The organism is Providencia lanzhouensis, assembly GCF_050469745.1.
Classification (GTDB): domain Bacteria; phylum Pseudomonadota; class Gammaproteobacteria; order Enterobacterales; family Enterobacteriaceae; genus Providencia; species Providencia lanzhouensis.
Genome location: NZ_CP174123.1, coordinates 2,136,375 through 2,160,602 on the forward strand (window position 1 = coordinate 2,136,375; position 24,228 = coordinate 2,160,602).

Consider the following 24,228-nt stretch of genomic DNA (forward strand, 5'->3'; position numbering starts at 1 on the left):
GAGTCAGCTTGCATACTTTGTGATTTAGATCACTTTATTAAATTCCCTTTTTGTTAATCTAGTCTCAACTGATAAACGCGGTAATCAATCAGTTAATTTTTACTTTTTGAGCTATTTATCTGAGATTTATAAGCCAATTAGCATGGGCGAAAAGCATTATTATTAAGTTTATCTATACTGTTGTTTTGGGTGGTCGTTTTAGATGTTCTAGTCACAACAGCTTTTTTTAGATGCTTTGCTCATTGGCTTAAAAATTTTAACTTTATCAGGAGTAATCTATATGTCCGTAACAAACGTTACTGAACTCAATGAACTTGTTGCTCGTGTCAAAAAAGCTCAACGTGAATTCGCCAGCTTCTCTCAAGAGAAAGTGGATCGTATTTTCCGCGCCGCTGCTCTTGCTGCTGCTGATGCACGAATTCCATTAGCAAAACTCGCAGTTGAAGAGTCAGGCATGGGGATTGTTGAAGATAAAGTGATTAAAAACCACTTCGCTTCTGAGTATATCTACAACGCATATAAAGACGAGAAAACCTGTGGTGTTCTATCTGAAGACCCAACTTTTGGTACCATCACCATTGCTGAGCCGATTGGTATTATCTGCGGTATCGTTCCAACCACTAACCCAACCTCTACCGCAATTTTTAAATCATTAATTAGTTTAAAAACCCGTAACGCTATTATTTTCTCTCCACACCCACGCGCTAAAATTGCGACTAACCGTGCTGCTGAGATTGTATTGAACGCGGCCATTGAAGCTGGCGCACCAAAAGATATTATTGGCTGGATTGACTCCCCTTCTGTTGAGCTATCCAATGCGCTGATGCACCACCCTGACATTAACCTGATCTTAGCGACAGGTGGTCCAGGCATGGTGAAAGCGGCTTACAGTTCCGGTAAACCTGCGATTGGAGTGGGTGCGGGTAACACGCCAGTTGTTATCGATGAAACCGCAGACATCAAACGTGCCGTTGCCTCTATCTTAATGTCAAAAACATTTGATAACGGCGTAATTTGCGCATCTGAACAATCTGTAGTGGTGGTTGATGCTGTTTATGATCAAGTTCGTGAGCGTTTCGCTACCCATGGCGGCTACCTGTTACAAGGTAAAGAGCTCAAAGCGGTACAAAATATCATTTTAAAAGATGGCAACTTAAACGCGGCTATCGTGGGTCAACCTGCATTTAAAATTGCAGAAATGGCGGGCGTTATCGTTCCTGAAACCACTAAGATCTTAATTGGTGAAGTCAAACTTGTGGATGAGTCAGAGCCATTCGCTCATGAAAAATTGTCCCCACTCTTAGCAATGTATCGCGCTAAAAACTTTGAAGATGCAGTAGAGAAAGCTGAACAGTTAGTGGAAATGGGCGGTATCGGTCACACCTCTTGTCTCTATACTGACCAAGATAACCAACATGACCGTGTCAGCTATTTTGGCGAAAAAATGAAAACGGCGCGTATTTTGATTAATACTCCTGCGTCTCAAGGCGGTATCGGTGACCTGTATAACTTTAAACTGGCGCCGTCTTTAACCTTGGGTTGTGGTTCTTGGGGGGGTAACTCCATCTCTGAAAACGTGGGACCAAAACATTTAATCAATAAGAAAACCGTGGCAAAAAGAGCTGAAAATATGTTGTGGCATAAACTTCCTAGTTCAATCTATTTCCGCCGTGGATGTCTTCCAATCGCTTTAGAAGAGATAGCCACTGATGGTGCGAAACGCGTCTTTATCGTGACCGATAGCTACTTATTTAATAATGGCTATGTTGATGAAATTGTCGATGTTCTGAAAAAGCACCATATTGAAACCGATGTTTTCTTTGAAGTCGAAGCTGACCCAACATTATCCGTTGTGCGTAAAGGTGCTGCTCAAATGCAAGCCTTCCAACCGGATGTGATCATCGCTTTAGGTGGTGGTTCCCCAATGGATGCTGCGAAAATCATGTGGGTGATGTACGAACATCCAGAAACACACTTTGAAGAATTAGCATTACGTTTTATGGATATCCGTAAACGTATTCACAAGTTCCCAAAAATGGGTGTGAAAGCAAAACTGGTCGCTATCACCACCACTTCAGGTACAGGTTCAGAAGTGACGCCATTTGCTGTTGTGACGGATGATAAAACAGGTCAAAAATACCCATTAGCGGACTACGCATTAACACCAAATATGGCGATTGTTGATGCTAACCTCGTGATGAACATGCCTAAATCCTTAACCGCGTTTGGTGGTTTGGATGCAGTGACTCACGCATTAGAATCTTATGTTTCTGTTCTGGCAAATGAGTTCTCTGATGGTCAAGCACTCAAAGCACTGACCCTGTTAAAAGATTATCTGCCAGCAAGCTACCATGAAGGAGCAAAAAATCCAGTAGCAAGAGAGCGCGTTCATAATGCGGCAACATTAGCCGGTATTGCTTTTGCTAACGCCTTCTTAGGGGTTTGTCACTCAATGGCGCATAAACTGGGATCGGAATTCCATATTCCACACGGTTTAGCAAACGCCCTATTGATTTGTAACGTAATTCGTTTCAACGCAAATGATAATCCAACTAAGCAAACAGCATTCAGCCAATATGACCGCCCTCAAGCACGCCGCCAATACGCTGAGATTGCAGACCACTTAGGATTAACCAAAGCAGGCGACCGTACTGGTGCGAAGATTGAACGCTTACTGGCTTGGTTAGAAGAGATGAAAGCGGATTTAGGCATTCCTAAGTCTATCCGTGAAGCTGGCGTTGCCGAAGCGGACTTCTTAGCTCACTTAGATAAACTGTCTGAAGATGCATTTGATGACCAATGTACTGGCGCTAACCCACGTTATCCGCTGATATCTGAAATTAAACAACTGTTACTGGATTCTTACTACGGTCGTGAATTTACTGAAAAAAGTGCAGAGCCAGCAGCACCAAAAGCTGAAAAGAAAAGCAGTAAAAAATAGTTAACTCGTTGATGGCTTAGCCATTAATACATAAAAAAGGCTTCAAAAGATTTAGGGTTTTCCTAACGCTTTTGGAGCCTTTCTCGTTATTTCGTCATAATACTTTATACTTATCTTAGGTGTCCATCTGGAAAAATATGCGATCCGCAAATTGATGCTTTCCAATCGACAATGATTTTTCCTTTATTGTGGATTAATAAGCTGATATGAAAAAACTGGCTGGCGTTACCTACATACTTTTATTCATAGTAAGCTTTTTCGCTTACAGTGCTGGCTTGCGTTTGGAACAAACTCGATTAATCCTAAATAGCACTAAATCCAATGCAACATTTACCATTGTGAATGATGATTTGAACCCCTATCTAATTCAGACCTCTGTAACTGAACAACTCGAAGGTGCCAAATCCCTTTATTTTGCTGTGACACCACCACTGTTCAGATTAGATGCAAATAGTAAGTTTAGTGCTCATGTATTATTAAAAAATGAAAGGGAATTACCCGTAGATAGAGAATCTCTGTTTTTTTTAAATACACGGGCTATTCCCGCACCAAAGCATCCTAATGAACAGAAAAATGATGCCAAACGCTCGTTTGTGACGAATATCGTGATTAAAGTCTTTTACCGCCCTCATCAACTGGCAGTGCCTAATAATGCGGTATTTCAGCAAGTGACTCTAAAAAAACAGGGAAAACAATGGGTGTTTAATAACCCTACCCCCTATTATCTCACGGTGGTAAACCTCAAATATAACCAGCAAAACTGTAGGAAAAGCCTGATCCTCACGCCATTTAGTGATACTGAAATCACTGGTCTACAAGGTCATATTTCCCAAGCTAGTTGGCAGATGATTAATGATTTTGGTGGTCTCTCTGACATTATTATTTATCCGCCAGTTAAGAGTAAATAAGTCAATAATCCCCATTTGACTGGTGCGCTTTTCTCTATTTTTGTTTTTATTGACGATGTTGGGGTTTCCTGCAATCACACTCGCCATTGATGATAGTTTGAAGTTTTCATTACAACGACCGTTTTAAAATGCTGAAATGCTAAATTTCATTGCGCCCTACAGTTTCGAGTAAATTTGCATTTTTTGATTATATGATATGTGCCAAAGTGTGAAATTAAACTGCCATAAAAAGAAAGCCCCATGTTAAAAACATGAGGCTTATCAAATCTCACTCAATCCGGTTTTATTCTATGAACGCTGAAACTTTATCTGCTATGCATCCCTTTTAAGAACTAGCGAGCTGAGTATTTTATTAATTCATTTACTTTATTTGACAAAAATATCTTAATAATCTGATATTCCTATTTGTAAACTATATAACTCATTAATCTTAATTAATGATTATTTGAAGTTAAACGGTATTTTTTCAATTGCACCGCTATTCATTAATTGAGCTTGCTTGATAGCGTCTGAGTAATGCTTTCGACAAACTGAAATATACTTTTCATTCCCGCCGATATCCACTTGATCCCCCTCATATACTGGGATGCCATCACCACCAATCCGCAAAACTTTATTTGCCTTACGTCCACAGTAGCAGACGGTTTTTAACTCAACGAGTTTATCTGCCCATGCTAATAAATATTGGCTTCCTGCAAACAACTCTCCGGAAAAATCCGTTCGTAAACCATAACAGAGTACCGGAATGTCTAAATTATCGACGACATCACATAATTGCTCTACTTGCTGTTTTGTCAGAAATTGGCATTCATCAATAAGTACGCAATGTACTTTTTGAGCATTATTCTCGTTTTTGATAATTTTTGCCATATTCGTTATAGGCGAAAATAATAACGCATCCGCAGATAAACCGATCCGCGAAGATACCTTACCTTGACTGAAGCGGTTATCGATCTCAGCGGTAAAAATCAGCGTACGCATTCCACGTTCGTGATAGTTATAGGAAGATTGTAATAATGAAGTCGATTTACCCGCATTCATCGCAGAATAATAGAAATATAGCTGTGCCATTGGGCGGTTCCCTAAAAAATAATATTCGCGAATACTTTAGCATAAAGGTCTTTTAAGATTAACTTAAACCTATGTAGATAAGTAAGTGTATGAATTTCCATCCATCACTATGTTAAATTAGTTCCTTTAGATCACACATCATCTGTGTTGTAGACAATTAATCTCAAACTGATATTAACTTTATCTGGTATAGATATTGGCACATATTGCTAAGTTTATTCTGTCAAAAAAAGAAAATTTCCGTTAAAGACATCCATTGATACATCGACAAACAAAAGGTAATGGTTATCACTAGGCTATTAATATAAATTTTAGTGACATTTTCTAATTACCTTTTTTCATTAGTACCGTTATTGATAATAGAGCAATTTATAGCAACGAAAATTTTTATAATTCTTTTGTAAAAAAATTGCATTCGTTAAAGATAACTTTTAAACTACCGAAGTAATTTAGCTATTGCAGAATTTAAAATAGCACTCTATTATTACTGTACACATGCCAACATATAAAATTGAGACCAGGAAAATGAGCGAATCATTAAAAGCATTAAATAACATCCGTACGCTTCGTGCTCAAGCACGAGAAGTCACTTTAGAATCTTTAGAAGAAATGCTGGAAAAATTAACTGTCGTTGTTGACGAACGTCGTGAAGAAGAAAGCCAAGCTCGCGCTGAAGTTGAAGAACGTAATCGCAAACTGGAAAAAGTTCGCGAAATGATTTTAGAACAAGGCGTAGATTTAAATGACCTTCTGCAAACTATGGATTCTGGTAAAAGCACCAGCACTCGCGCTAAACGTGCTGCTCGCCCAGCAAAATATAAATATGTTGATGAGAACGGCGAAACTAAAACTTGGACAGGCCAAGGTCGTACTCCAGCAGTAATTAAAGTTGCAATCGAAGAACAAGGCAAATCTTTAGACGATTTCTTAATCTAATATTGATAACCTTCCAAATTCTAAACACCCTTTTTATAAGGGTGTTTTTATTTATAGTAGCCTTGTTATTATCCATTTATCATCTCCTCTGTTTCAATCCCCCTCATCTATTTCTAATCAAAAAGAGTGATACAAAATATACGTTAAAGTAAAGTTACGTAATCTAATCAAGTGATATTCTTTAATCTCCTCCTAGCCCACTACACTAATTAATTTACACGCCACACGGGTTATATCGATTTATATTATATAACTGACATTTAATGACACTTAAAATCTGAGTACTCCTTTTTACATATTTCTATAAAATGCCCATAAAAAAAGCTAACCATAAAGGCTAGCTTTTATCTGTACAACAAAGATTCGTATTTTAATTAGATTTCGATGATGAATCTAAATTAGCGGCTAACTCTTTAATCCACGCGGAAAAATCATTTCCTAGTGTATCGTGTTGCATACCATATTCTACAAAGGCTTTCATGTAACCTAATTTATTTCCGCAGTCATGACTTTTACCACATAAGTGGTATGCTTCAACAGGTTCCTTATTTTCCATCATTAATGCGATAGCATCCGTTAATTGGATTTCATCGCCAGCACCCGGTGCTGTTTTCGCTAATGCATCCCAAATCTTTTCGGATAATACATAGCGCCCTACAATAGATAAATTGGATGGAGCTTCATCACGCTTCGGTTTCTCAATCATACGGGAAATCGGTTTACTATCGCCTGGGTGCAAAGTCACACCGTTGCAATCCACAATTCCGTAGTTAGAAACATCGTCTTCTGGTACTGGCTCAACTAAAATTTGGCTAGCCCCAGTAGTTTCGTAGTGTTCTAACATCTCTTTGAGGTTAAATTTCGTTAAATCGGTGCTGTAGCGATCTAAAATAACATCCGGAAGGATTATGGCAAAAGGCTCATCACCCACCAATGGTTTTGCACATAAAATAGCATGACCTAAACCTTTAGCAATGCCTTGGCGTGTTTGCATGATAGTCACATGACTTGGGCAAATGGATTTCACTTCATCCAATAATTGGCGCTTAACTCGCGCTTCTAAGATGGCTTCAAGTTCAAAGCTGGTATCAAAGTGGTTTTCAATAGAATTTTTAGATGAATGTGTCACTAGCACAATTTCATTAATTCCTGCAGCAATACACTCATTAACCACATATTGGATTAAAGGCTTATCAACAACCGGTAGCATCTCTTTAGGAATGGCTTTCGTCGCTGGAAGCATACGTGTTCCTAAACCTGCTACAGGGATTACCGCTTTACGCACCTTGCGTTTGATCATCTCGAGAACTCCAAAAATTTAATAAGCACCGTTTATATTTTCAATAAACTATACTGGCGCGTTTTTAGTGCGCGCCAGTATATCAGGATTCATTATTGAATAAATAGAGATGGGTTCGTTTAGGATAAATAGAACCTAGATCCATTAAATAAGTGCATTATTTCTGAGCATAGAGATTAAACATTAACTTGATTTTTTGATTCGAATTATGAATAAGACACTTCCAACTCTCACCTTGAAAGTCTAATCGATTTGAATGGTATGTTTTTAGCGTACCTAGCGGGACATTTCGCGCGAGATGGTAATGATGCTGCTCCGTCGTAATATTGGCTTCCAGTCCTGCACTCGCCAAAATCACATTTTTAGATTTGGTATTAAAGTAACCAAGTAACAATGGAAACTGACCTGAAAAGCCAGAATCTTCCAGTAAGTGATTTATTTGATTAATAATGTTATCAATTTGAGGTAATTTTTTATCTCGGTTGTTCACCGCACTTTTTAAGAGGTCATTAAACACAACACGAATTAAAAACGCCGCCATCACCCCTTCTTGTGGAGAGCGTTCTATATCAATGCAATAAAATCCGATTTGCTCCTCAGATATTGCCGCGATATCCAACAGCAACCCAAAACGATTCGCTTCATTTAATTGTCTATAGTTTATCTTATAGCCATTTATAACCTGCGCGACTGGAGGCTGTAATTGTTTCAAGATGGCTAACATATCCAACTTGTCATTATTCAAAATGTTCGAAATATTCTGGATTTCATTTTCAATGAGTGTTTCAGAGTCATATTGCTCTGGATACAGTGCCGCATGAATCGTCACTTTCACTTCATCAAGATTTTTTATTGGCTTTAACAAAGCATCTTTCGCACCAAGACGAAACATTCTATCTAATTGCGTGAAGTCCGTAGTTGCTGAAATAACAATCACAGGTACATTAATATTACGCTCCACCAGCTCCGCCATAAATGATTCACCATTCATGATGGGCATGTTGAGATCACAAAGAATGACATCGGGAATCACCTTTTGTTGCGTGATCAGCTCAAGTGCAAGCGCGCCGTTGTCAGCGATGTAGACTTCTGTTTCTAAACTTTCGAGGTATTCACGAAGAATAGTACAAAAAATTTTTTCATCTTCAACTATGAGTATTTTTCTATTTTTCATATCATACCTACCACGACAACCCTGGTTTCATAAGTAATATATTCTGACGCCAATAGTCATATTATAAAATCATTAACGACTATATTTTTTAAGTATAGTTATTTTATCGAGAAAAGAATGAGCCAATCTTTAAAAAATAATTGTAGTTGCGGTCATCCTTTGCCGTTTGACCAATGCTGCTCTCCGCTGTTGCTTGGGCTGGTTATTGCTGAAACGCCAGAGCAATTAATGCGCTCACGATATAGCGCTTATGTCCATCACAATGTAGATTACCTCATCAAAACATGGCACCCAGATTGCCAAGCACAAGAGTGGCGAGAAGCTATCTTAGATAGTTTTGAACAAACTGAATGGCTGGGACTGCGAGTCATTAGTTCTTCTCATGCTAAAAATCCTGACGAAGCTTATGTCGAATTTTCGGCTTGCTTTATTGATGAAAAAGCTGATCATAAACAGCTTATTCACGAACGTTCCCGTTTTCTTCGCATTGATGCACAGTGGTATTACATTGACGGAATAACACCAAAAGTTGGGCGCAACGATGATTGCCCATGCGGCTCAGGAAAAAAATTTAAGAAGTGCTGCGATAGTTATTAATTCTCTGTTTATCAATTCGTATATTCATTGCATAAATTACGATTAGCCTAAATTATTAGGCTTTAGTCAGTTAAGGATTAGACAGTTCCATGCAACACAAAAATGTACAGAAAAAAATTCTCAGAACCATTTGTCCTGATGCAAAAGGATTGATCGCTAAAATCACCAATATTTGCTACAAACACCAGCTGAACATTATCCAAAATAATGAGTTTGTTGATCACCGTACTGGTCGTTTCTTCATGAGAACGGAACTGGAAGGGATTTTTAACGATGAAACCTTACTGGCAGATTTAGATGATGCATTACCAGAAGGCTCTAAGCGTGAATTAAACTCTGCAGGACGTCGCCGCATTGTTATTATGGTCACAAAAGAGGCGCACTGCCTTGGTGATCTTCTGATGAAGAGCGCTTACGATGGATTAGATGTCGATATTGCTGCCGTTATCGGCAACCACGACACCTTGAAAAACCTTATAGAGCAGTTTGGTATTCCATTCCATCATATTAGCCATGAAGGTTTAACGCGCGAACAGCACGATGAGAAACTCACGGCCCAGATTGATCAATATCAGCCTGACTATGTTGTCCTTGCTAAATATATGCGGGTGTTGACCCCTGCTTTTGTTCAGCACTACCCTAATCAAATTATTAATATTCACCACTCATTCTTACCGGCATTCATAGGCGCACGTCCTTATCACCAAGCTTATGAGCGTGGCGTTAAGATCATTGGAGCAACCGCTCACTTTGTGAATGATAATTTGGATGAAGGTCCAATCATCACGCAAAACGTTATCAATGTGGACCATACATTTACTGCGGATGATATGATGCGTGCAGGCCGCGACGTTGAAAAGAACGTACTGAGCCATGCTTTATATTGGGTATTGGCACAGCGCGTCTTTGTTTATGGCAATCGAACCATTATTTTATAACAGAGCGTATCGGTTATTAATTGTAGTAATTTGTTGATTTATCACGCATTGAGATTAAAAAATCAGCATTCAGACATTTTTTCTCAATTAATACTTTACAGGGGCGCGTCATTTGATATGATGCCGCCCGCTGTGAACGATTACAGCAATTCAAAATCTGGTGGGATACCCAAGCGGCCAAAGGGAGCAGACTGTAAATCTGCCGTCACAGACTTCGAAGGTTCGAATCCTTCTCCCACCACCATCTAAGCAACGTCTTTTCCAAGTTTGTCAACTACCCCAATAAATCGATTTAATACACTTGAATGTGATTTTGATTTATAAATGTAACAGTTACTTTTATCCAAAAGTCCATTTAATGAAACATAGATCAGCGATCTATCGATCAGCTCATCCTCAGGATAATAGTCAATAATCCCGATAAAATCACCGTCTTGAATGAAACTCTGACAACACCCAATATTATCCATCTGTCGTATGCTGGATTTATTCTCTGCGGTTTCAACTTTAGCCAGCAAGTCACTCATCAGTGAGCTTTTATAAAATGAGGGATCGCATAGCCAAGTACTTTGTTGTAGTAAGACGACAACATCATGATTAAATTTCTCGTATAACTCTTTTCTGCAATAAATACCTAAAGGCGCATTCTCTATTTTTTTTTGTAATGAAAACCTTTCACTGATGACTAATTCAGAACTTAAAATTAAAGTATTTCCATCATAATCGACAATTTCATCTACCTCATCATAGTTAAATCTTAATATATTAACCTGTACATTATTCTTATGTGCTGCTTGATATAAATTAATTAGATGATTTTCTTTCCCCCAGTCATAATAAATATTAGCTTCATTGACAATATAACCAGAAAAATGTTTTTTCGTTATTTCTTTCTCCTGCAAGTAGAGATCTCTAAGATCGTTATAAAGTTCTTGGCCATCCTTAGTTAATGTCATTCCAAATTTTTCTCGTTTAAAAAGCCGTTTACCCAAACTCGTTTCAAAGTCTTTTATGGATTTTGCGATGGGGGGTGTCGTGCGATTCATCACCCTTGCAGCCTTGCTTAGCGAGCCATTCTCAACAACTGCCATAAACGCCTCTAATTTTCTTGAAAAGAACATATCTATGACCCCATTCTATTTATTGAAATGTAAACCAACATGATTATTTTAAATAACAGCATGTTGATTAACCCATAATCTTCCGCATCAAATAAAAATTTAAATAAATTTTTTGATTTGATGATTAACAATATTTCATAAAAGTATTTTTATAATTTCCAACATAGCAAAGCAATATATTATATTGTTTCATTTGATTATTTTTTATTGCCCCACCATTAAATCACATTAAAATATAAATAACCAACTGACTTTAAATGAACTTTTCAGTAGTTGATTATAAAACTAACAAACATTTTTTAATTAACAGCTATAGATATATTATTATTAAAAATTAAAGTTCCCTAATAAATTATCCGCAATTATATAAACAAAAAATATTTAATAGTTACACTATTGTTAGCATCTGATAGAATCCCCTCAGTCATATTCAAAGCAATGGGTGATAAGTAACCATGAAATTTATTTCGTTCAACATTAATGGCCTAAGAGCACGTCCTCATCAACTGGAAGCGATTATTGAGAAGCACCAACCTGAAGTCATTGGGCTACAAGAAACAAAAGTCCACGATGATATGTTCCCTTATGAGGAAGTCAGTAAATTAGGCTACCATGTTTATTTTCACGGTCAAAAAGCCCACTATGGCGTAGCATTACTCCTGAAAAATGAACCACTAGCCGTTAGAAAAGGCTTTCCAACTGATGATGATGAAGCTCAGCGCCGCATCATCATGGCTGATATTCAAACCAGCGAAGGGATTCTGACAGTCGTCAATGGTTACTTCCCTCAAGGAGAAAGCCGTGACCACCCAACCAAATTCCCAGCAAAAGAAAAATTCTATCGTGATCTGCAAGATTACGTAACATCAACGCAAACCACGGATTCCCAATTGCTGATTATGGGTGACATGAACATCAGCCATACCGATTTAGACATCGGTATTGGTGAAGTTAACCGTAAGCGTTGGTTGAAAACCGGAAAATGCTCATTCTTACCTGAAGAACGTGAATGGCTAGATAAACTACTGAGCTGGGGGCTTGTTGATACTTACCGTGAGCAGCATCCAGATACCACCGATTGCTATTCATGGTTCGATTACCGCTCCAAAGGCTTTGACGATAATCGCGGTCTGCGCATTGACCTTCTGCTGGCCTCTAAGAAACTCGCCAGCCGTTGTAGCGCAACGGGTATTGATTACGACATCCGTGGTATGGAAAAACCGTCTGACCACGCACCTGTTTGGGCTGAGTTCGACCTGACGAAGTAATCCTGAGTCTCTCTTTATAGGGCATAATCATATGCCCTATGCTTTCCCCTAGATATCCTTCCTACCCAAATTACTGCTTAGCGCGCTCAAGTTTAGAAATCCACTGCACCTATTCTGACGGTGATGATTTTTTCCCTTTACTCGCACTCGCTTTTTTCGTGCCCTTCTTTGCCACTTTATTATTGGCAACAGGTGGCAATTCACGAAATGCGCGCAAGTTTGTGTATTGACGAGCTTGCTGAATTAAGTTGATTAACGTCTGGCTCAACGGCTGCATAAAATCATCGTAACGCGTCTGTTTTTCGCTGATCTGCGTTAACCTTGACTCCCAGTGAGCCGTCATATCGGGCAAGGTCGCCATATCGGGTAAAACATGGATCAGCGCTCGCCCAGCGGGGGAGGCGTGAATATAGCGCCCTTTTTTCAACAGAAATTGACGCTTAAACAGTAAATCAATAATCCCTGCTCGCGTCGCTTCAGTCCCTAAACCATCCGTTTCACGCAATACTTTTTTTAATGCTTTATCCTGCACAAAACGGGCGATCCCCGTCATCGCAGACAGCAGCGTTGCATCGGTGAATGGGCGAGGTGGCTGAGTTTGCCGTTCGACCACTTCCCCTTTTTCACATAAAAGCTCATCGCCTTTTTTCACGATAGGCAATGGCATGCCGTCGTTTTCCGCGTCACGCTCTTTCCCGCCTAACACGACTCGCCATCCTGCTTCCGCAAGAAAACGCGCTTTGGCATTAAACTTGCCGTTTTCAATGTCTAAATCGATAGTGCATTTGCGGTAAACCGCATCCGCCATAAATTGAATAATGTACTGACGAGCAATCAACTGGTAAACATTGCTTTCATTTTCAGTTAAACGCACGGAGGCTGTTTTAGCGGTCGGAATGATGGCATGGTGAGCATCCACTTTTTTATCATCCCAACACCGATTTTTCTTATCCAGTTCGGGTAATTCAAATTCAGTTAATGCGGGTTGGTGTACTGCAATCGCATTTAATACCGCATGACGCCCGGCAAAATGCTCGTCCGGCAAATACCGGCTATCCGAACGCGGATAAGTGATAAGCTTATGGGTTTCATACAGTTTCTGGCAAATATCCAGCACCTCTTGGGCACTTAAACCATATTTTTTGGCGGCTTCAATCTGCAAAGCGGATAACGAGAATGGCAGTGGTGCAATCTCAGTTTCCTGCTTATCTTGGTATTGCGTGACAATCGCCGGTTTGCCTTCGATGCGAGAAAGTACATGTTCCGCCAATGGACGATGAATTAAACGCCCTTCTTCATCTTGAAAATCAATGCAAGATTCACTTGGCTGCCAAATTGCCACAAAGCGCTCATCCTTTGGTGTGACAATATGCGCTTTAACTTCAAAAAAGTCTTTTGGTACAAAGTGTTCTATCTCTTCGTCGCGCCTAACTACCAACCCCAATACGGGAGTTTGTACGCGCCCAACAGAGAGAACCCCTTGGTAACCGCCCCGCTGCCCTAATAAGGTATAGGCGCGGGTCATGTTGATTCCATATAGCCAATCTGCACGAGCGCGGGCTAATGCAGAAACACATAACGGAATAAATTCACGGTTTTCACGTAAACGATCAATCGCTCGCTCAACAGCTTGAGGGTTCAAGTCGTTAATTAAACAGCGCTTCACGCTTTTACGTTTTTCGGGATCAAGCTTGAAGTAATCCAGCACCTCATCCACCAGAAGTTGCCCCTCTCTATCGGGGTCTCCTGCGTGGACAACGACGCTGGCTTGTTTAAGGAGCGTGTCGATAATGTTTAATTGTTTGGTTACTGCGGAACGGGGCTTCAATTGCCATTTCTCAGGAATGATTGGTAAATCTTGCAAGTTCCAACGGGCATAACGCGGATCATAAGCATCCGGTTCAGCCTGTTCTAAAAGATGCCCAATGCACCACGTGACCATCTGGTCATCGCCACATTGAATAAAACCATCCCCTTTACGGTGAGGTTTTGGCAGTACATCCGCAATGGCCCGTGCAAGACTAGGCTTTTCCGCAATAAACAAACGCATAGATTAATCGATCACTTCAATTAAAGGCACACCGCTTTGTGCAGGTAATAAGGTACCGACAGACTGTAACAAAACACCTTGCTGCTGTGCAATCTCTTTAATTTTAGCCACTTCCGATGGTTTAATCGCGATTAGAAGCCCGCCTGACGTTTGTGGATCACACAACAATTTGCGTTGTAGGTCGCTCATTGGTCCAATTAAGTGACCGTAGCTATCAAAGTTGCGTTGAGTTCCACCCGGTACGCAGCCTGCTTCAATATATTTTTCCACACCAGCAAGTTTTGGTACTTTACTAAAGGCGATCTGAGCACGAACACCAGAACCTTCGCAGATCTCACTTAAATGTCCCAGGAGACCAAAGCCCGTTACGTCCGTCATTGCCGTTACACCTTCTAGAGGAGCGACAACCGCGCCGAACTTATTCATTTGGCACATAGTTTCAGCAGCAAGGTGCGCATGTTCTGCTGCTAACACGCCTTTTTTCTCAGCCGTGGTCAGCACACCAATACCCAGCGGTTTGGTTAGGAACAGTTCGCAATCTGCGCTCGCTGCACTGTTTTTCTTCACGTAATCTGTGTTTACGACCCCTGTCACCGCTAAACCAAAGATAGGCTCTGGTGAATCAATGGAGTGGCCGCCTGCCAGTGAAATTCCGGCATCCGCACAAGCAGCACGCCCACCTTCAATCACTTCGCGAGCCACTTCTGGTGGTAATTTTGCAATCGGCCAGCCTAGGATCGCAATTGCCATAATCGGCTTACCGCCCATCGCAAAAATATCGCTGATGGCGTTCGTTGCAGCAATACGCCCGAATTCAAATGGGTTATCCACGATAGGCATAAAGAAGTCAGTGGTACTGATAATGCCGATACCATTGCCTAAATCATAAACTGCGGCATCATCTTTGGTTTCATTTCCCACTAATAAATGAGGATCATGAAATTTAGCTTGTTCAGTATGTAAAATTTGCTCTAATACTTTTGGTGCGATTTTGCATCCGCAGCCAGCACCATGGCTATATTGGGTCAATCTAATTTTTTCTGTCATTATCTGTCTCTTTAGAAATGCTCTTTCTATTTAGAAATAGGACACAAAACCTGTCATATCAGGTTGTTGAGCTTTTGCAGGCGCTTTTAATTCTGGTGTACCTAAATAAAGGAAACCGACGATATGGTCATTTTCTTCACAACCTAAACCTTCACGTACAATAGCGTCTTCCGTCCATGAACCTGAACGCCAAATACCGCCAAAACCTTGTGCTAAAGCGGCCATTTGCATAGCTTGTACGGTGCAGCTTGCAGCAACAATTTGTTCCCACTGTGGCACTTTGGGATGATCTTTCACTTTCGCAATCACAGTAATGATGAGTGGCGCACGAAATGGTGCATTACGCGCTTTTTCTTCAACTTCCGCGCCTAACTTGCCTTCTACCGCTGCTTTTTCAAGCAGTTGGCTGAAGCGAGCGATACCATCTCCTTGCATGACAACAAAGTGCCATGGCTTTAATGCTCCGTGGTCTGGCGCTCTCATTCCTGCGGTAAGAATATTATCGAGTTGTTCGCCTTGTGGCGCTGGAGTGGTTAAGCGTGAAGCTGAACGACGGTTCAACAAAAGGGTTAATGCATCCATATTGATCTCCGATTAAGAGTAAGCTGATGTAGTGCTCAGCAAAATAGAAATACCATCAGGCTATTGTACAACGCCCACAATGGTTTTGTTATGAATAATCCTGTATTACATTATTTGGTATCTGTCATCGTTTGATACTGTATAGGATTAAATCTATTGATTAATCTATCTATTAATCATCTGTCAAATAGATGATATTCTAAATCATTCGCGCGTCATCTTATGCCGCCATCTTGATTGATATCCTCACACTGGAGAAAAAATGCGACAACTCTGGGATATTTTCGCCACTGTTTTTAAGTTTAGCTGGCGAGTCATTAATTTCATTCGACAATTTGTTTTCAACGCAATTTTCTTCGTGTTGTTATTTTTAGTGATTGGCGGTTATTCTCTCTTGCAATCCGACAGCGAGCCAGAAAAAAACTATTTTGGTGCACTGGTTGTTGATCTACAAGGGATTGTTGTTGACCAAGTCTCTTCCCCAGATCCTTTCGGACGTATGAGTCGCGAATTACTAGGTACCTCCAATAACTTAATGCAGGAAAACTCGCTATTCGATATCGTCGATACCATTCGTACCGCCGCTGACGATGACCGCATTACAGGTCTAATACTACGTTTAGATAATCTGGTGGGCGCAGATCAACCCTCCATGGCATACATCGGTAAAGCGATTGAAGAGTTTAAAGCCTCTGGGAAATCAGTCTATGCCATGAGCGATAGCTATACACAAGCTCAATATTATTTAGCGAGCTTTGCAGATGAAATTTATCTTGCACCCCATGGCGCCGTGGGTATTTACGGTTTCTCAACGGATACCCTGTATTACAAATCGTTATTAGAAAAACTCAAGGTAAGCACCCATATTTTCCGCGTTGGTACCTACAAATCTGCGGTTGAACCGATGATGCGTGATAATATGTCACCTGAAGCCCGTGAAGCTAACCTGCTTTGGTTAAATACCTTGTGGGATAACTATTTAGGCTCTATCGCAGAGAATCGCCAATCTAAAGCAGAGCAAATCTTCCCGGGAGCGGATAAACTCATTGCACAACTTCGCGCAGCCAAAGGTGATACTGCGCAATATGCTTTACAGCAAAAATTAGTAGATAAGATCTACACCCGCGAACAAGCCGAAAATGTGTTCTCTAATCAGTTTGGTTGGAATAAAGAAGATAAAACATTCAATGGCATTAGCATCTATGATTACTCCACTAAAATTGCCGATACCAGCAACAGCGACGGCAATATTGCAGTCATCGTAGTACAAGGTGCCATCATGGATGGTCCGCAAACTCCCGGTATTGCTGGTGGCGAAACCCTAGCAGCTCAAATCCGTGATGCCCGTTTAAATGAAAATATTAAAGCCATCGTATTACGTGTTAATAGCCCTGGTGGAAGTGTCAGCGCTTCTGACTTGATCCGCAGTGAATTAGCCGCAGCCCGCGCAGCGAAGAAACCTGTCGTCGTATCAATGGGTGGTATGGCCGCATCAGGCGGTTACTGGATCTCAACACCAGCTGACTACATCATTGCAAGCCCAAGCACCTTAACAGGTTCTATCGGTATCTTCGGTGTGATCAATACCTTTGAAAACTCATTAGAATCCATTGGCGTTTATACTGACGGTGTTTCGACTTCACCATTAGCGGGCGTTTCTGTCACTAAGGGGATCAGTCCTCAATTTTCCGATATGATGCAAATCACCATCGAAAATGGCTACCAAACCTTTATTGGCTTAGTCGCTCAATCTCGCCATAAAACACCAGAAGAAATCGATAAAATTGCCCAAGGTCGCGTTTGGATTGGTAAGGATGCGCTGAAGATTGGTCTAGTTGATGAACTCGGTGATTTCGATGATGCCGTTGCAAAAGCCGCTGAATTAGCGAAAGTAAAATCTGTCGAGCTGGATTGGATGCAACCTGAACTTTCCTTTATGGATCAGTTAATCCTTGAACTGACAAGCAACGTTCAAGTCATGATGCCTGATGCATTGCAAACATTCCTACCACCAGCGGTCGCTACTGATATTCGCCGCCAAGCTCAGTTTTTCTTAAAAATGAACGACCCGCAAAACCGTTACGCATTTTGCTTAAACTGCGCTGAAATTAACTAATTATTCATTTCCACCCATGGCTCCCCTCTCAAGTTAATCTTAGAGGGGCTGCCATTCGCGGTGAATGACGCTGGCGTAAACTGAAGTTTCCATCACAACAATCTGCAATATCTTGTTTTATCCATAGATTATCTCCAGCAAATAAGCCAAAATCCTTATAATCCAAATTATTCACACACAGAATTTCTTATTCATACAGAACTTCGTCTGTCATCGTTAGGTAACAAAATGCAGAAGAAATCGATTTATGTCGTTTATACGGGTGGCACCATCGGCATGCGCCATTCTCCTCAAGGCTATATTCCTGTTTCTGGTCACCTACAGGCACAATTAGCCCAAATGCCTGAGTTTCATCGCCCTGAAATGCCAACATTTACGATTCGTGAACACCAGCCATTAATCGACTCTTCGGACATTACACCGGAAGATTGGCAAAATATCGCCGATGACATCAGTGAAAATTACGATAAATATGATGGTTTTGTGATCCTACATGGCACTGATACCATGGCATTTACCGCTTCTGCGCTCTCCTTTATGTTTGAAAACTTGAAGAAGCCCATTATTGTGACGGGGTCACAAATCCCACTGGAAGCCCTACGTTCCGACGGGCAAACCAACCTGCTTAATGCGCTTTATTTAGCGGCAAACTACCCGATCAATGAAGTGGGTTTATTCTTCAATAACAAACTGTATCGCGGTAACCGCACAGTAAAAGCGCATGCTGATGGTTTCGAAGCGTTCACTTCGCCAAACTGCTCTCCACTGATGGAAGCCGGTATTCATATCCGTACATTCAATGCCTGCCCTGCACCGATTGGCATTGGGAAATTAAAAACTCATCGCATTACCCCGCAACCTATTGGAGTTGTCACGCTCTACCCTGGATTATCCATTGAAATCGTAAGAAATATTCTTCAACAACCGGTTAAAGCGCTAATCTTGCGCTCTTACGGTGTCGGTAATGCTCCTCAGCAACCCGAGCTTTTACGCATCCTTCGTGAAGCAACTTCTCGCGGCATTATTGTCGTCAACCTCACCCAATGTATTTCTGGGCGTGTAAATATGGAAGGTTACGCCACAGGACATGCATTAGCAGAATCTGGAGTGATCAGTGGTTTTGATATGACTTTTGAAGCCGCATTGAGTAAATTACATTACTTACTAAGCCAAGATTATACCTCTGAGCTTATTCGAGAATTAATGCAAAATAACCTGCGTGGTGAATTAAGCTACGCTGATGAATAAGCTATAACCTACTGAGAAGAAAGATGAAATCAGCATTACTGTTAGTAGACTTACAAAATGATTTTTGTACTGGTGGTGCTCTCGCTGTAAAACAAAGCGAACAGGTTATTGAAACCGCTAACCAAGTTATTGAGCAATGCCAAAAACAGGGTATCACTGTGATCGCCAGCCAAGATTGGCATCCAGAAAACCATCTCAGTTTTGCCGTGAACTCTGGCCAGCCTATTGGTGCCCTTGGTGAACTTAATGGATTGCCACAGGTTTGGTGGCCAGTTCACTGCGTGCAAGGCTCCCATGGCGCTGATTTTTATCCAGAGCTTAATCACCAAGCTATTCAAAAGGTATTTACTAAAGGTGAAAATCCGCAAGTCGATAGCTACAGTGCCTTTTTTGATAATGACAGAGTCAGTCAAACAGAGCTGCATACATGGCTTCAGCAACAACAAATCAGCCATTTAATGATTATGGGCATTGCGACGGACTATTGTGTGAAGTTTACTGTACTGGACGCACTGAGGCTGGGCTATCGTGTTGATGTGCTAACGGATGGGTGCCGTGGCGTTAATTTAGCCCCTGAAGATAGCCAGAAGGCTTTAGCGGAAATGCAGAGTGCGGGGGCTAGTCTAATCACATCATCCCGCTAGAATACTGTAGTAACTAGCCATGATATAGGTTTGAAATTCGCCCCGTTAGCTGACGGGGCGATATACTGACTTAGTCGTTATCCTGCGGTTTCAATGTCGCAAGTCTATCCCCTTGGAAAAGCGCTTTTAACTCTTGCTTGCTCTTCATGGTAATTTGACCGTCAGTACCGACCGTCATGTGTTCCGCATCATGGTTATGGCGTGACTGCCATAGCATCACCATCTGCAAAGTATTTTCTTTCTGCTCTGGCGTTAATGCCACACCATCTGGCCATTTACCTAACTCCACTGCAGTCACTAAACGCTGGTAAATTTCAGGGGTCATGACAGACAGTAATTGATCTATTTGTTGTGCATCCATTTCTACGCTCACGTTACGCCTCATCACATCAATCTAGTGGCAATCTCGATAATTATTCTTGCGGTGTTATATCTATAGTGTATTTTGAATAACTAGCTGAATCGTTATTGCCAAATGTATTTTGACACTTCAGCAAGCTTCAGCACGTTATCCTAGGGTCTTTTCACCCGTTTGGTCATCCGTAAAACTTAGCGATGCTGAATTTATGCAGTAACGCTGTCCTGTTGGTTGTGGGCCATCAGGAAATACATGCCCAAGATGCGCATTGCAATTACCACAACGCACTTCTATTCGATGCATACCGTGAGAAAAATCTTCGATAAATTTTATCAAACTTTCATCAATCGGTTGAAAGAAACTCGGCCATCCGCAGCCTGCATCAAATTTGGTCTCAGAAAGGAATAAAGGGGTTCCACAACAGAGGCATTCATACACGCCATCTTTACGGTTATGCAATAATTGGCCGCTAAACGGGGGCTCTGTGCCAGCGTGTTGTGTAACATGCAGCTGGACTTGGTTAAGCTTTGATAAATCAATAGCTTGCTTATCTTTATTCGACATTGATTACCTACTTTTTTTCAAAAAGATGCGCATTAAAACGATTTTGCATCCATTTCAAGCAACAAAAACTTAACAACGCTCAGTGGAAAACTATTCTAGACTATTAAGGTTAGAACTTTACGGTTTGATTTGTGATGAGCCTCACATATATCACTGATGGATGGTTTCATTATGCTGAACAATCCCGATAATACGTGCGGCTGTATTTGCTGCTGAAGTGACTGACAAATATGCAGATAGTGGTATCAGAATTGATTTTTTTCAATAATTGACACGATTCCGCTTGACGGCTGGCAAGGTTTTGGTAACTTTAAGTACATCTTAATTCACGAAATAAAATAGCTGGTGGAAATACTATGACTATCAAAGTAGGTATTAATGGTTTTGGTCGTATCGGCCGTATCGTTTTCCGTGCTGCACAAGAGCGTTCTGACATCGAAATCGTTGCTATCAACGACCTACTCGATGCAGAGTACATGGCATACATGTTGAAATACGACTCAACTCACGGTCGTTTCAACGGTACTGTTGAAGTTAAAGATGGTCACTTAGTTGTTAACGGTAAAAAAATCCGTGTTACAGCAGAGAAAGATCCTGCGAACCTGAAATGGAACGAAGTCGGTGTTGATGTTGTTGCTGAAGCAACAGGTATCTTCCTGACTGACGAGACTGCTCGTAAACACATCCAAGCAGGCGCGAAGAAAGTTGTGTTAACTGGTCCTTCTAAAGATGACACTCCAATGTTCGTTATGGGCGTTAACCACAAAGCTTACGCAGGCCAAGAAATCGTTTCTAACGCATCTTGCACAACTAACTGCTTAGCTCCACTGGCTAAAGTTATCAACGACAAATTTGGTATCGTTGAAGGTCTGATGACCACTGTTCACGCAACCACAGCAACTCAAAAAACTGTTGATGGTCCATCTCACAAAGACTGGCGTGGTGGTCGTGGTGCTTCTCAGAACATCATCCCATCTTCAACTGGTGCTGCTAAAGCTGTAGGTAAAGTTATTCCTGAGCTGAACGGTAAACTGACTGGTATGTCTTTCCGTGTTCCAACTCCTAACGTTTCTGTTGTTGACCTGACTGCACGTCTGGCGAAACCAGCAACTTACGCACAAATCTGCGACGCTATTAAAGAAGCTGCAGAAGGCGAACTGAAAGGCGTTCTGGGTTACACTGAAGACGACGTTGTATCTACCGATTTCAACGGCGAAAAACTGACTTCAGTATTTGATGCTAAAGCAGGTATCGCTCTGAACGATAACTTTGTGAAACTGGTTTCTTGGTATGACAACGAAACTGGCTACTCTAACAAAGTTCTAGACCTGATTGCTCACATCTCTAAATAAGCGTTGTTAAGTAATCAGTGTGACTGAGCCGCCTTTTGGCGGCTCTTTTGTATCTTTCATACATTCAAAATTAAAGCCCAGCTCAATATACTCCAAGCTGCGTCTCCCGCTTCATTCAATGCCGCTTGCAGTATCGTGAGTTTGTTATATTGTTATTTCTAGTTACTGCTCTATTTATAGTCGCTGATTTAGGTCGTGATGATGGACCAACAACCACAGGCGCAAGACAATGCATGATAAAATTTTTGCTTTACCTGTTATCAAACAAATTTCCCCTTACATTACCCAACGTCAACTTGGGGATTTACCACTGATCGTCATTTCGCATCCAAAAGTGCGTGGTGCTGTGAGCTTGCAAGGTGCCCACTTAATTGACTGGCAACCCGCAGGTCAAAAACCCTGTCTTTGGCTAAGTCCCGAAAGTGCATTTAAAGAAGGGGTTGCCATTCGTGGTGGTATTCCTATTTGCTGGCCATGGTTTGGTCCTGTAAACAGCCCTAGTCACGGATTCGCCCGTATTTTACCTTGGCAATTTACGGCTCATAATGAGCATGATTGTGGTGTGATCCTCACCTTTACCCTGACGGATAACGAATACACCCGCAAATTATGGCCTCATGAGTTCACGCTGATTTTACGTATGAAGCTCGGGGAAACCTGCGAGCTTGAGTTAGAAAGTTATGGTGACTTCGAGGCTACCGCTGCATTACACAGCTATTTCAATATCAGTGATATCCAGAAAGCCACCGTTTATGGTCTTGGTGGACATTACATTGATAAAGTGGCTGACAGAGAAGCCTATATTTCAGAGCCGCTGAAATTTAATAAGCACACTGACCGCATATATACCGAGCCGGAAGAATACAGCTTATTGCGTGATGATGGCTGGAATCGCACCATTGAGTTACATCATTATCATCACAGTGATGTGGTGTGCTGGAACCCTTGGGCAGAATTATCGTGTAGCATGCAGGATATGCCTAATAATGGTTACAAACAGATGGTTTGTGTAGAAACAGCTCGCATTCATATGCCAATGAAATCCGAAGCGCAAAACCCTTCTCGCCTTTCTCTCGTGATGGTATGCCGCGAAAATAAACCGCAGCCACAGCAAGAACAATAAACATAAAACCAAACGTAAAATAAGTGTAAGAATAAATGCAAAAATAAAACCCCAAAACAGCCTAGCCATTTTGGGGTTTTTTATTCTATTCCAGTGTATGAATTAGAAGGTGTAAGTCACACCGCTCCACATAATCGCCGAATAAGATTTATTGACCATTGGGCTGTCTTTTACTTCACTAGACAGTTTATCAACACGGCCCAGTGCAAACAGAGACCAGCTGTCTGTCATTTTGTAATTAGCTGACAGCTCCACATACGGTGTCCAGCTTGAGTTTGGTTCATAACGCTTTAATCCGCTGTTGGCAGATTCTTTGGATGTCACACCGAACTCATAACGGTTCAGTTTCGCGCTATCCCACTTGATACCTACACCTGGCGTTAAAGACCAGTTATCACCTTTAAATGCATACAGGTAAGCTGCTTCTGCACGCATCCCTTCGCTTTCCCATAACATGTCGAGAGAGCCATTGAAACGCAATGTACCCCAGTCAGCATTATGACGGTAAGTAAAGCCACCCATCACAGTATCGCGACGACGATCCAGCTTACGCATGTCAGCATCATCATTATCTTTTGGTTTAAAGAAATGTGGGTAGTAGTATGCATCTAAAGACAACTGGTCAACTTTATCATTCCATAGGTAATAACCTACAGCCAAAGTACGGAAGTAAAAATTTTCACTTTCATAATTTACAACGGGAACAGGCGAAATATAGTCGCTCGTTTTGATGCCTTTATACGGTGTTGCTTGCGCTAATACAGAGCCTCCAACAGACCAAGTTCCAGCAAACGCAGCACTTGAAGCCGCACTTAACGCAATGGCAAGTGAGGTTATTTTGATTGTTTTAGACATTTTAAATTAAACCCAAATTATTCAGATGAAGTTAA

The 24,228-nt window shown here is 41.2% G+C and carries 21 protein-coding genes and 1 tRNA gene; 12 read left to right on the top strand and 10 right to left on the bottom strand.

Annotation, left to right across the window (positions count from 1 at the left end; all coding sequences use genetic code 11):
- Window positions 1-280 precede the first annotated feature (280 nt).
- Together adhE and ACIH2S_RS10010 are read left to right on the top strand one after the other, a co-directional pair.
- Window positions 281-2,941 (top strand): bifunctional acetaldehyde-CoA/alcohol dehydrogenase, encoded by a 2,661-nt coding sequence (adhE, locus tag ACIH2S_RS10005; protein ID WP_108478072.1) that lies wholly within the window; start codon window positions 281-283, stop codon window positions 2,939-2,941.
- 206 nt (window positions 2,942-3,147) lie between these two features.
- Entirely contained in the window at window positions 3,148-3,849 is a 702-nt protein-coding gene (locus ACIH2S_RS10010; RefSeq protein WP_108478071.1) for a fimbrial biogenesis chaperone, read from the top strand.
- A 441-nt stretch (window positions 3,850-4,290) separates the two neighbouring features.
- Here ACIH2S_RS10010 and ACIH2S_RS10015 read toward each other — a convergent pair whose 3' ends face one another.
- A complete protein-coding gene (locus ACIH2S_RS10015; RefSeq protein WP_036956500.1) occupies window positions 4,291-4,920 on the bottom strand; it encodes a thymidine kinase in 630 nt (209 codons plus the stop codon).
- Between the two features lie 525 nt (window positions 4,921-5,445).
- Here ACIH2S_RS10015 and hns point away from each other — a divergent pair.
- Window positions 5,446-5,856: a histone-like nucleoid-structuring protein H-NS gene (gene hns, locus ACIH2S_RS10020; RefSeq protein WP_006661675.1), complete on the top strand. Its 411-nt coding sequence runs from the start codon at window positions 5,446-5,448 to the stop codon at window positions 5,854-5,856.
- Window positions 5,857-6,226: 370 nt separating this feature from the next.
- On the opposite strand, the gene galU is transcribed toward hns, so the two are convergent.
- Window positions 6,227-7,156: a UTP--glucose-1-phosphate uridylyltransferase GalU gene (gene galU / locus ACIH2S_RS10025; RefSeq protein WP_108478070.1), complete on the bottom strand. Its 930-nt coding sequence runs from the start codon at window positions 7,154-7,156 to the stop codon at window positions 6,227-6,229.
- 157 nt (window positions 7,157-7,313) lie between these two features.
- Window positions 7,314-8,330, bottom strand: a complete 1,017-nt coding sequence (gene rssB / locus ACIH2S_RS10030) for a two-component system response regulator RssB (RefSeq protein WP_154599224.1) — start codon at window positions 8,328-8,330, stop codon at window positions 7,314-7,316.
- A 117-nt stretch (window positions 8,331-8,447) separates the two neighbouring features.
- On the opposite strand from rssB, the gene ACIH2S_RS10035 reads away from it, so the two are divergent.
- The 3 genes from ACIH2S_RS10035 (at window position 8,448) to ACIH2S_RS10045 (ending at window position 10,109) form a co-directional block, all read left to right on the top strand.
- The gene (locus ACIH2S_RS10035; RefSeq protein WP_108478069.1) at window positions 8,448-8,927 is read left to right on the top strand and encodes a YchJ family protein; all 480 of its coding nucleotides are present in this window, start codon (window positions 8,448-8,450) and stop codon (window positions 8,925-8,927) included.
- 89 nt (window positions 8,928-9,016) lie between these two features.
- Window positions 9,017-9,865 carry a formyltetrahydrofolate deformylase gene (purU, locus tag ACIH2S_RS10040; RefSeq protein ID WP_430247347.1) on the top strand — a complete coding sequence of 283 codons (849 nt, stop codon included), beginning with the start codon at window positions 9,017-9,019 and terminating at the stop codon, window positions 9,863-9,865.
- A 159-nt stretch (window positions 9,866-10,024) separates the two neighbouring features.
- A tRNA-Tyr gene (locus tag ACIH2S_RS10045) sits at window positions 10,025-10,109 on the top strand.
- 1 nt (window position 10,110) lies between these two features.
- Here the strand turns inward: ACIH2S_RS10045 and ACIH2S_RS10050 are convergent.
- Window positions 10,111-10,986, bottom strand: a complete 876-nt coding sequence (locus ACIH2S_RS10050) for a LysR family transcriptional regulator (RefSeq protein WP_036956489.1) — start codon at window positions 10,984-10,986, stop codon at window positions 10,111-10,113.
- A gap of 455 nt (window positions 10,987-11,441) precedes the next feature.
- Between ACIH2S_RS10050 and xthA the strand changes: the two genes are divergently transcribed.
- Window positions 11,442-12,254 (top strand): exodeoxyribonuclease III, encoded by an 813-nt coding sequence (gene xthA, locus ACIH2S_RS10055; RefSeq protein WP_036956487.1) that lies wholly within the window; start codon window positions 11,442-11,444, stop codon window positions 12,252-12,254.
- Between the two features lie 109 nt (window positions 12,255-12,363).
- Here xthA and ACIH2S_RS10060 read toward each other — a convergent pair whose 3' ends face one another.
- The 3 genes from ACIH2S_RS10060 to ACIH2S_RS10070 are packed head-to-tail and all read right to left on the bottom strand — an operon-like array spanning window position 12,364 to window position 15,933.
- Window positions 12,364-14,304 (bottom strand): DNA topoisomerase III, encoded by a 1,941-nt coding sequence (locus ACIH2S_RS10060; protein ID WP_430247349.1) that lies wholly within the window; start codon window positions 14,302-14,304, stop codon window positions 12,364-12,366.
- Window positions 14,305-14,307: 3 nt separating this feature from the next.
- Entirely contained in the window at window positions 14,308-15,351 is a 1,044-nt protein-coding gene (gene selD, locus ACIH2S_RS10065; RefSeq protein ID WP_036956484.1) for a selenide, water dikinase SelD, read from the bottom strand.
- A gap of 30 nt (window positions 15,352-15,381) precedes the next feature.
- Window positions 15,382-15,933, bottom strand: a complete 552-nt coding sequence (locus tag ACIH2S_RS10070) for an NAD(P)H nitroreductase (protein ID WP_036956481.1) — start codon at window positions 15,931-15,933, stop codon at window positions 15,382-15,384.
- A 262-nt stretch (window positions 15,934-16,195) separates the two neighbouring features.
- Between ACIH2S_RS10070 and sppA the strand changes: the two genes are divergently transcribed.
- From sppA to pncA, 3 genes are all read left to right on the top strand, one after another.
- Complete coding sequence (gene sppA / locus ACIH2S_RS10075; RefSeq protein ID WP_430247351.1) at window positions 16,196-18,049, top strand: signal peptide peptidase SppA; 1,854 nt, start codon at window positions 16,196-16,198, stop codon at window positions 18,047-18,049.
- A gap of 228 nt (window positions 18,050-18,277) precedes the next feature.
- Window positions 18,278-19,297, top strand: coding sequence for an asparaginase (gene ansA, locus ACIH2S_RS10080; protein WP_108478066.1), 1,020 nt, complete (start codon window positions 18,278-18,280; stop codon window positions 19,295-19,297).
- Window positions 19,298-19,320: 23 nt separating this feature from the next.
- Window positions 19,321-19,941, top strand: coding sequence for a bifunctional nicotinamidase/pyrazinamidase (pncA, locus tag ACIH2S_RS10085; RefSeq protein WP_154599220.1), 621 nt, complete (start codon window positions 19,321-19,323; stop codon window positions 19,939-19,941).
- Window positions 19,942-20,011: 70 nt separating this feature from the next.
- Here pncA and ACIH2S_RS10090 read toward each other — a convergent pair whose 3' ends face one another.
- Both ACIH2S_RS10090 and msrB read right to left on the bottom strand, forming a co-directional pair.
- Window positions 20,012-20,302, bottom strand: a complete 291-nt coding sequence (locus ACIH2S_RS10090; RefSeq protein WP_187129838.1) for a YeaC family protein — start codon at window positions 20,300-20,302, stop codon at window positions 20,012-20,014.
- 147 nt (window positions 20,303-20,449) lie between these two features.
- Window positions 20,450-20,863, bottom strand: a complete 414-nt coding sequence (gene msrB, locus ACIH2S_RS10095; RefSeq protein WP_036956472.1) for a peptide-methionine (R)-S-oxide reductase MsrB — start codon at window positions 20,861-20,863, stop codon at window positions 20,450-20,452.
- A gap of 356 nt (window positions 20,864-21,219) precedes the next feature.
- On the opposite strand from msrB, the gene gapA reads away from it, so the two are divergent.
- Both gapA and ACIH2S_RS10105 read left to right on the top strand, forming a co-directional pair.
- Complete coding sequence (gapA, locus tag ACIH2S_RS10100; protein ID WP_006658762.1) at window positions 21,220-22,215, top strand: glyceraldehyde-3-phosphate dehydrogenase; 996 nt, start codon at window positions 21,220-21,222, stop codon at window positions 22,213-22,215.
- A 229-nt stretch (window positions 22,216-22,444) separates the two neighbouring features.
- Entirely contained in the window at window positions 22,445-23,338 is an 894-nt protein-coding gene (locus ACIH2S_RS10105) for a D-hexose-6-phosphate mutarotase (protein ID WP_036956471.1), read from the top strand.
- 102 nt (window positions 23,339-23,440) lie between these two features.
- Here the strand turns inward: ACIH2S_RS10105 and ACIH2S_RS10110 are convergent, their stop codons facing one another.
- A complete protein-coding gene (locus tag ACIH2S_RS10110; protein WP_036956469.1) occupies window positions 23,441-24,193 on the bottom strand; it encodes a MipA/OmpV family protein in 753 nt (250 codons plus the stop codon).
- Between the last annotated feature and the right edge of the window lie 35 nt (window positions 24,194-24,228).

Excerpts from the sequence above, each read along its gene's own strand:
- adhE (WP_108478072.1), top strand. The coding sequence starts at position 281 with ATGTCCGTAACAAACGTTACTGAACTCAATGAACTTGTTGCTCGTGTC.
- ACIH2S_RS10010 (WP_108478071.1), top strand. The coding sequence starts at position 3,148 with ATGAAAAAACTGGCTGGCGTTACCTACATACTTTTATTCATAGTAAGC.
- ACIH2S_RS10015 (WP_036956500.1), bottom strand. The coding sequence starts at position 4,920 with ATGGCACAGCTATATTTCTATTATTCTGCGATGAATGCGGGTAAATCG.
- hns (WP_006661675.1), top strand. The coding sequence starts at position 5,446 with ATGAGCGAATCATTAAAAGCATTAAATAACATCCGTACGCTTCGTGCT.
- galU (WP_108478070.1), bottom strand. The coding sequence starts at position 7,156 with ATGATCAAACGCAAGGTGCGTAAAGCGGTAATCCCTGTAGCAGGTTTA.
- rssB (WP_154599224.1), bottom strand. The coding sequence starts at position 8,330 with ATGAAAAATAGAAAAATACTCATAGTTGAAGATGAAAAAATTTTTTGT.
- ACIH2S_RS10035 (WP_108478069.1), top strand. The coding sequence starts at position 8,448 with ATGAGCCAATCTTTAAAAAATAATTGTAGTTGCGGTCATCCTTTGCCG.
- purU (WP_430247347.1), top strand. The coding sequence starts at position 9,017 with ATGCAACACAAAAATGTACAGAAAAAAATTCTCAGAACCATTTGTCCT.
- ACIH2S_RS10050 (WP_036956489.1), bottom strand. The coding sequence starts at position 10,986 with ATGTTCTTTTCAAGAAAATTAGAGGCGTTTATGGCAGTTGTTGAGAAT.
- xthA (WP_036956487.1), top strand. The coding sequence starts at position 11,442 with ATGAAATTTATTTCGTTCAACATTAATGGCCTAAGAGCACGTCCTCAT.
- ACIH2S_RS10060 (WP_430247349.1), bottom strand. The coding sequence starts at position 14,304 with ATGCGTTTGTTTATTGCGGAAAAGCCTAGTCTTGCACGGGCCATTGCG.
- selD (WP_036956484.1), bottom strand. The coding sequence starts at position 15,351 with ATGACAGAAAAAATTAGATTGACCCAATATAGCCATGGTGCTGGCTGC.
- ACIH2S_RS10070 (WP_036956481.1), bottom strand. The coding sequence starts at position 15,933 with ATGGATGCATTAACCCTTTTGTTGAACCGTCGTTCAGCTTCACGCTTA.
- sppA (WP_430247351.1), top strand. The coding sequence starts at position 16,196 with ATGCGACAACTCTGGGATATTTTCGCCACTGTTTTTAAGTTTAGCTGG.
- ansA (WP_108478066.1), top strand. The coding sequence starts at position 18,278 with ATGCAGAAGAAATCGATTTATGTCGTTTATACGGGTGGCACCATCGGC.
- pncA (WP_154599220.1), top strand. The coding sequence starts at position 19,321 with ATGAAATCAGCATTACTGTTAGTAGACTTACAAAATGATTTTTGTACT.
- ACIH2S_RS10090 (WP_187129838.1), bottom strand. The coding sequence starts at position 20,302 with ATGGATGCACAACAAATAGATCAATTACTGTCTGTCATGACCCCTGAA.
- msrB (WP_036956472.1), bottom strand. The coding sequence starts at position 20,863 with ATGTCGAATAAAGATAAGCAAGCTATTGATTTATCAAAGCTTAACCAA.
- gapA (WP_006658762.1), top strand. The coding sequence starts at position 21,220 with ATGACTATCAAAGTAGGTATTAATGGTTTTGGTCGTATCGGCCGTATC.
- ACIH2S_RS10105 (WP_036956471.1), top strand. The coding sequence starts at position 22,445 with ATGCATGATAAAATTTTTGCTTTACCTGTTATCAAACAAATTTCCCCT.
- ACIH2S_RS10110 (WP_036956469.1), bottom strand. The coding sequence starts at position 24,193 with ATGTCTAAAACAATCAAAATAACCTCACTTGCCATTGCGTTAAGTGCG.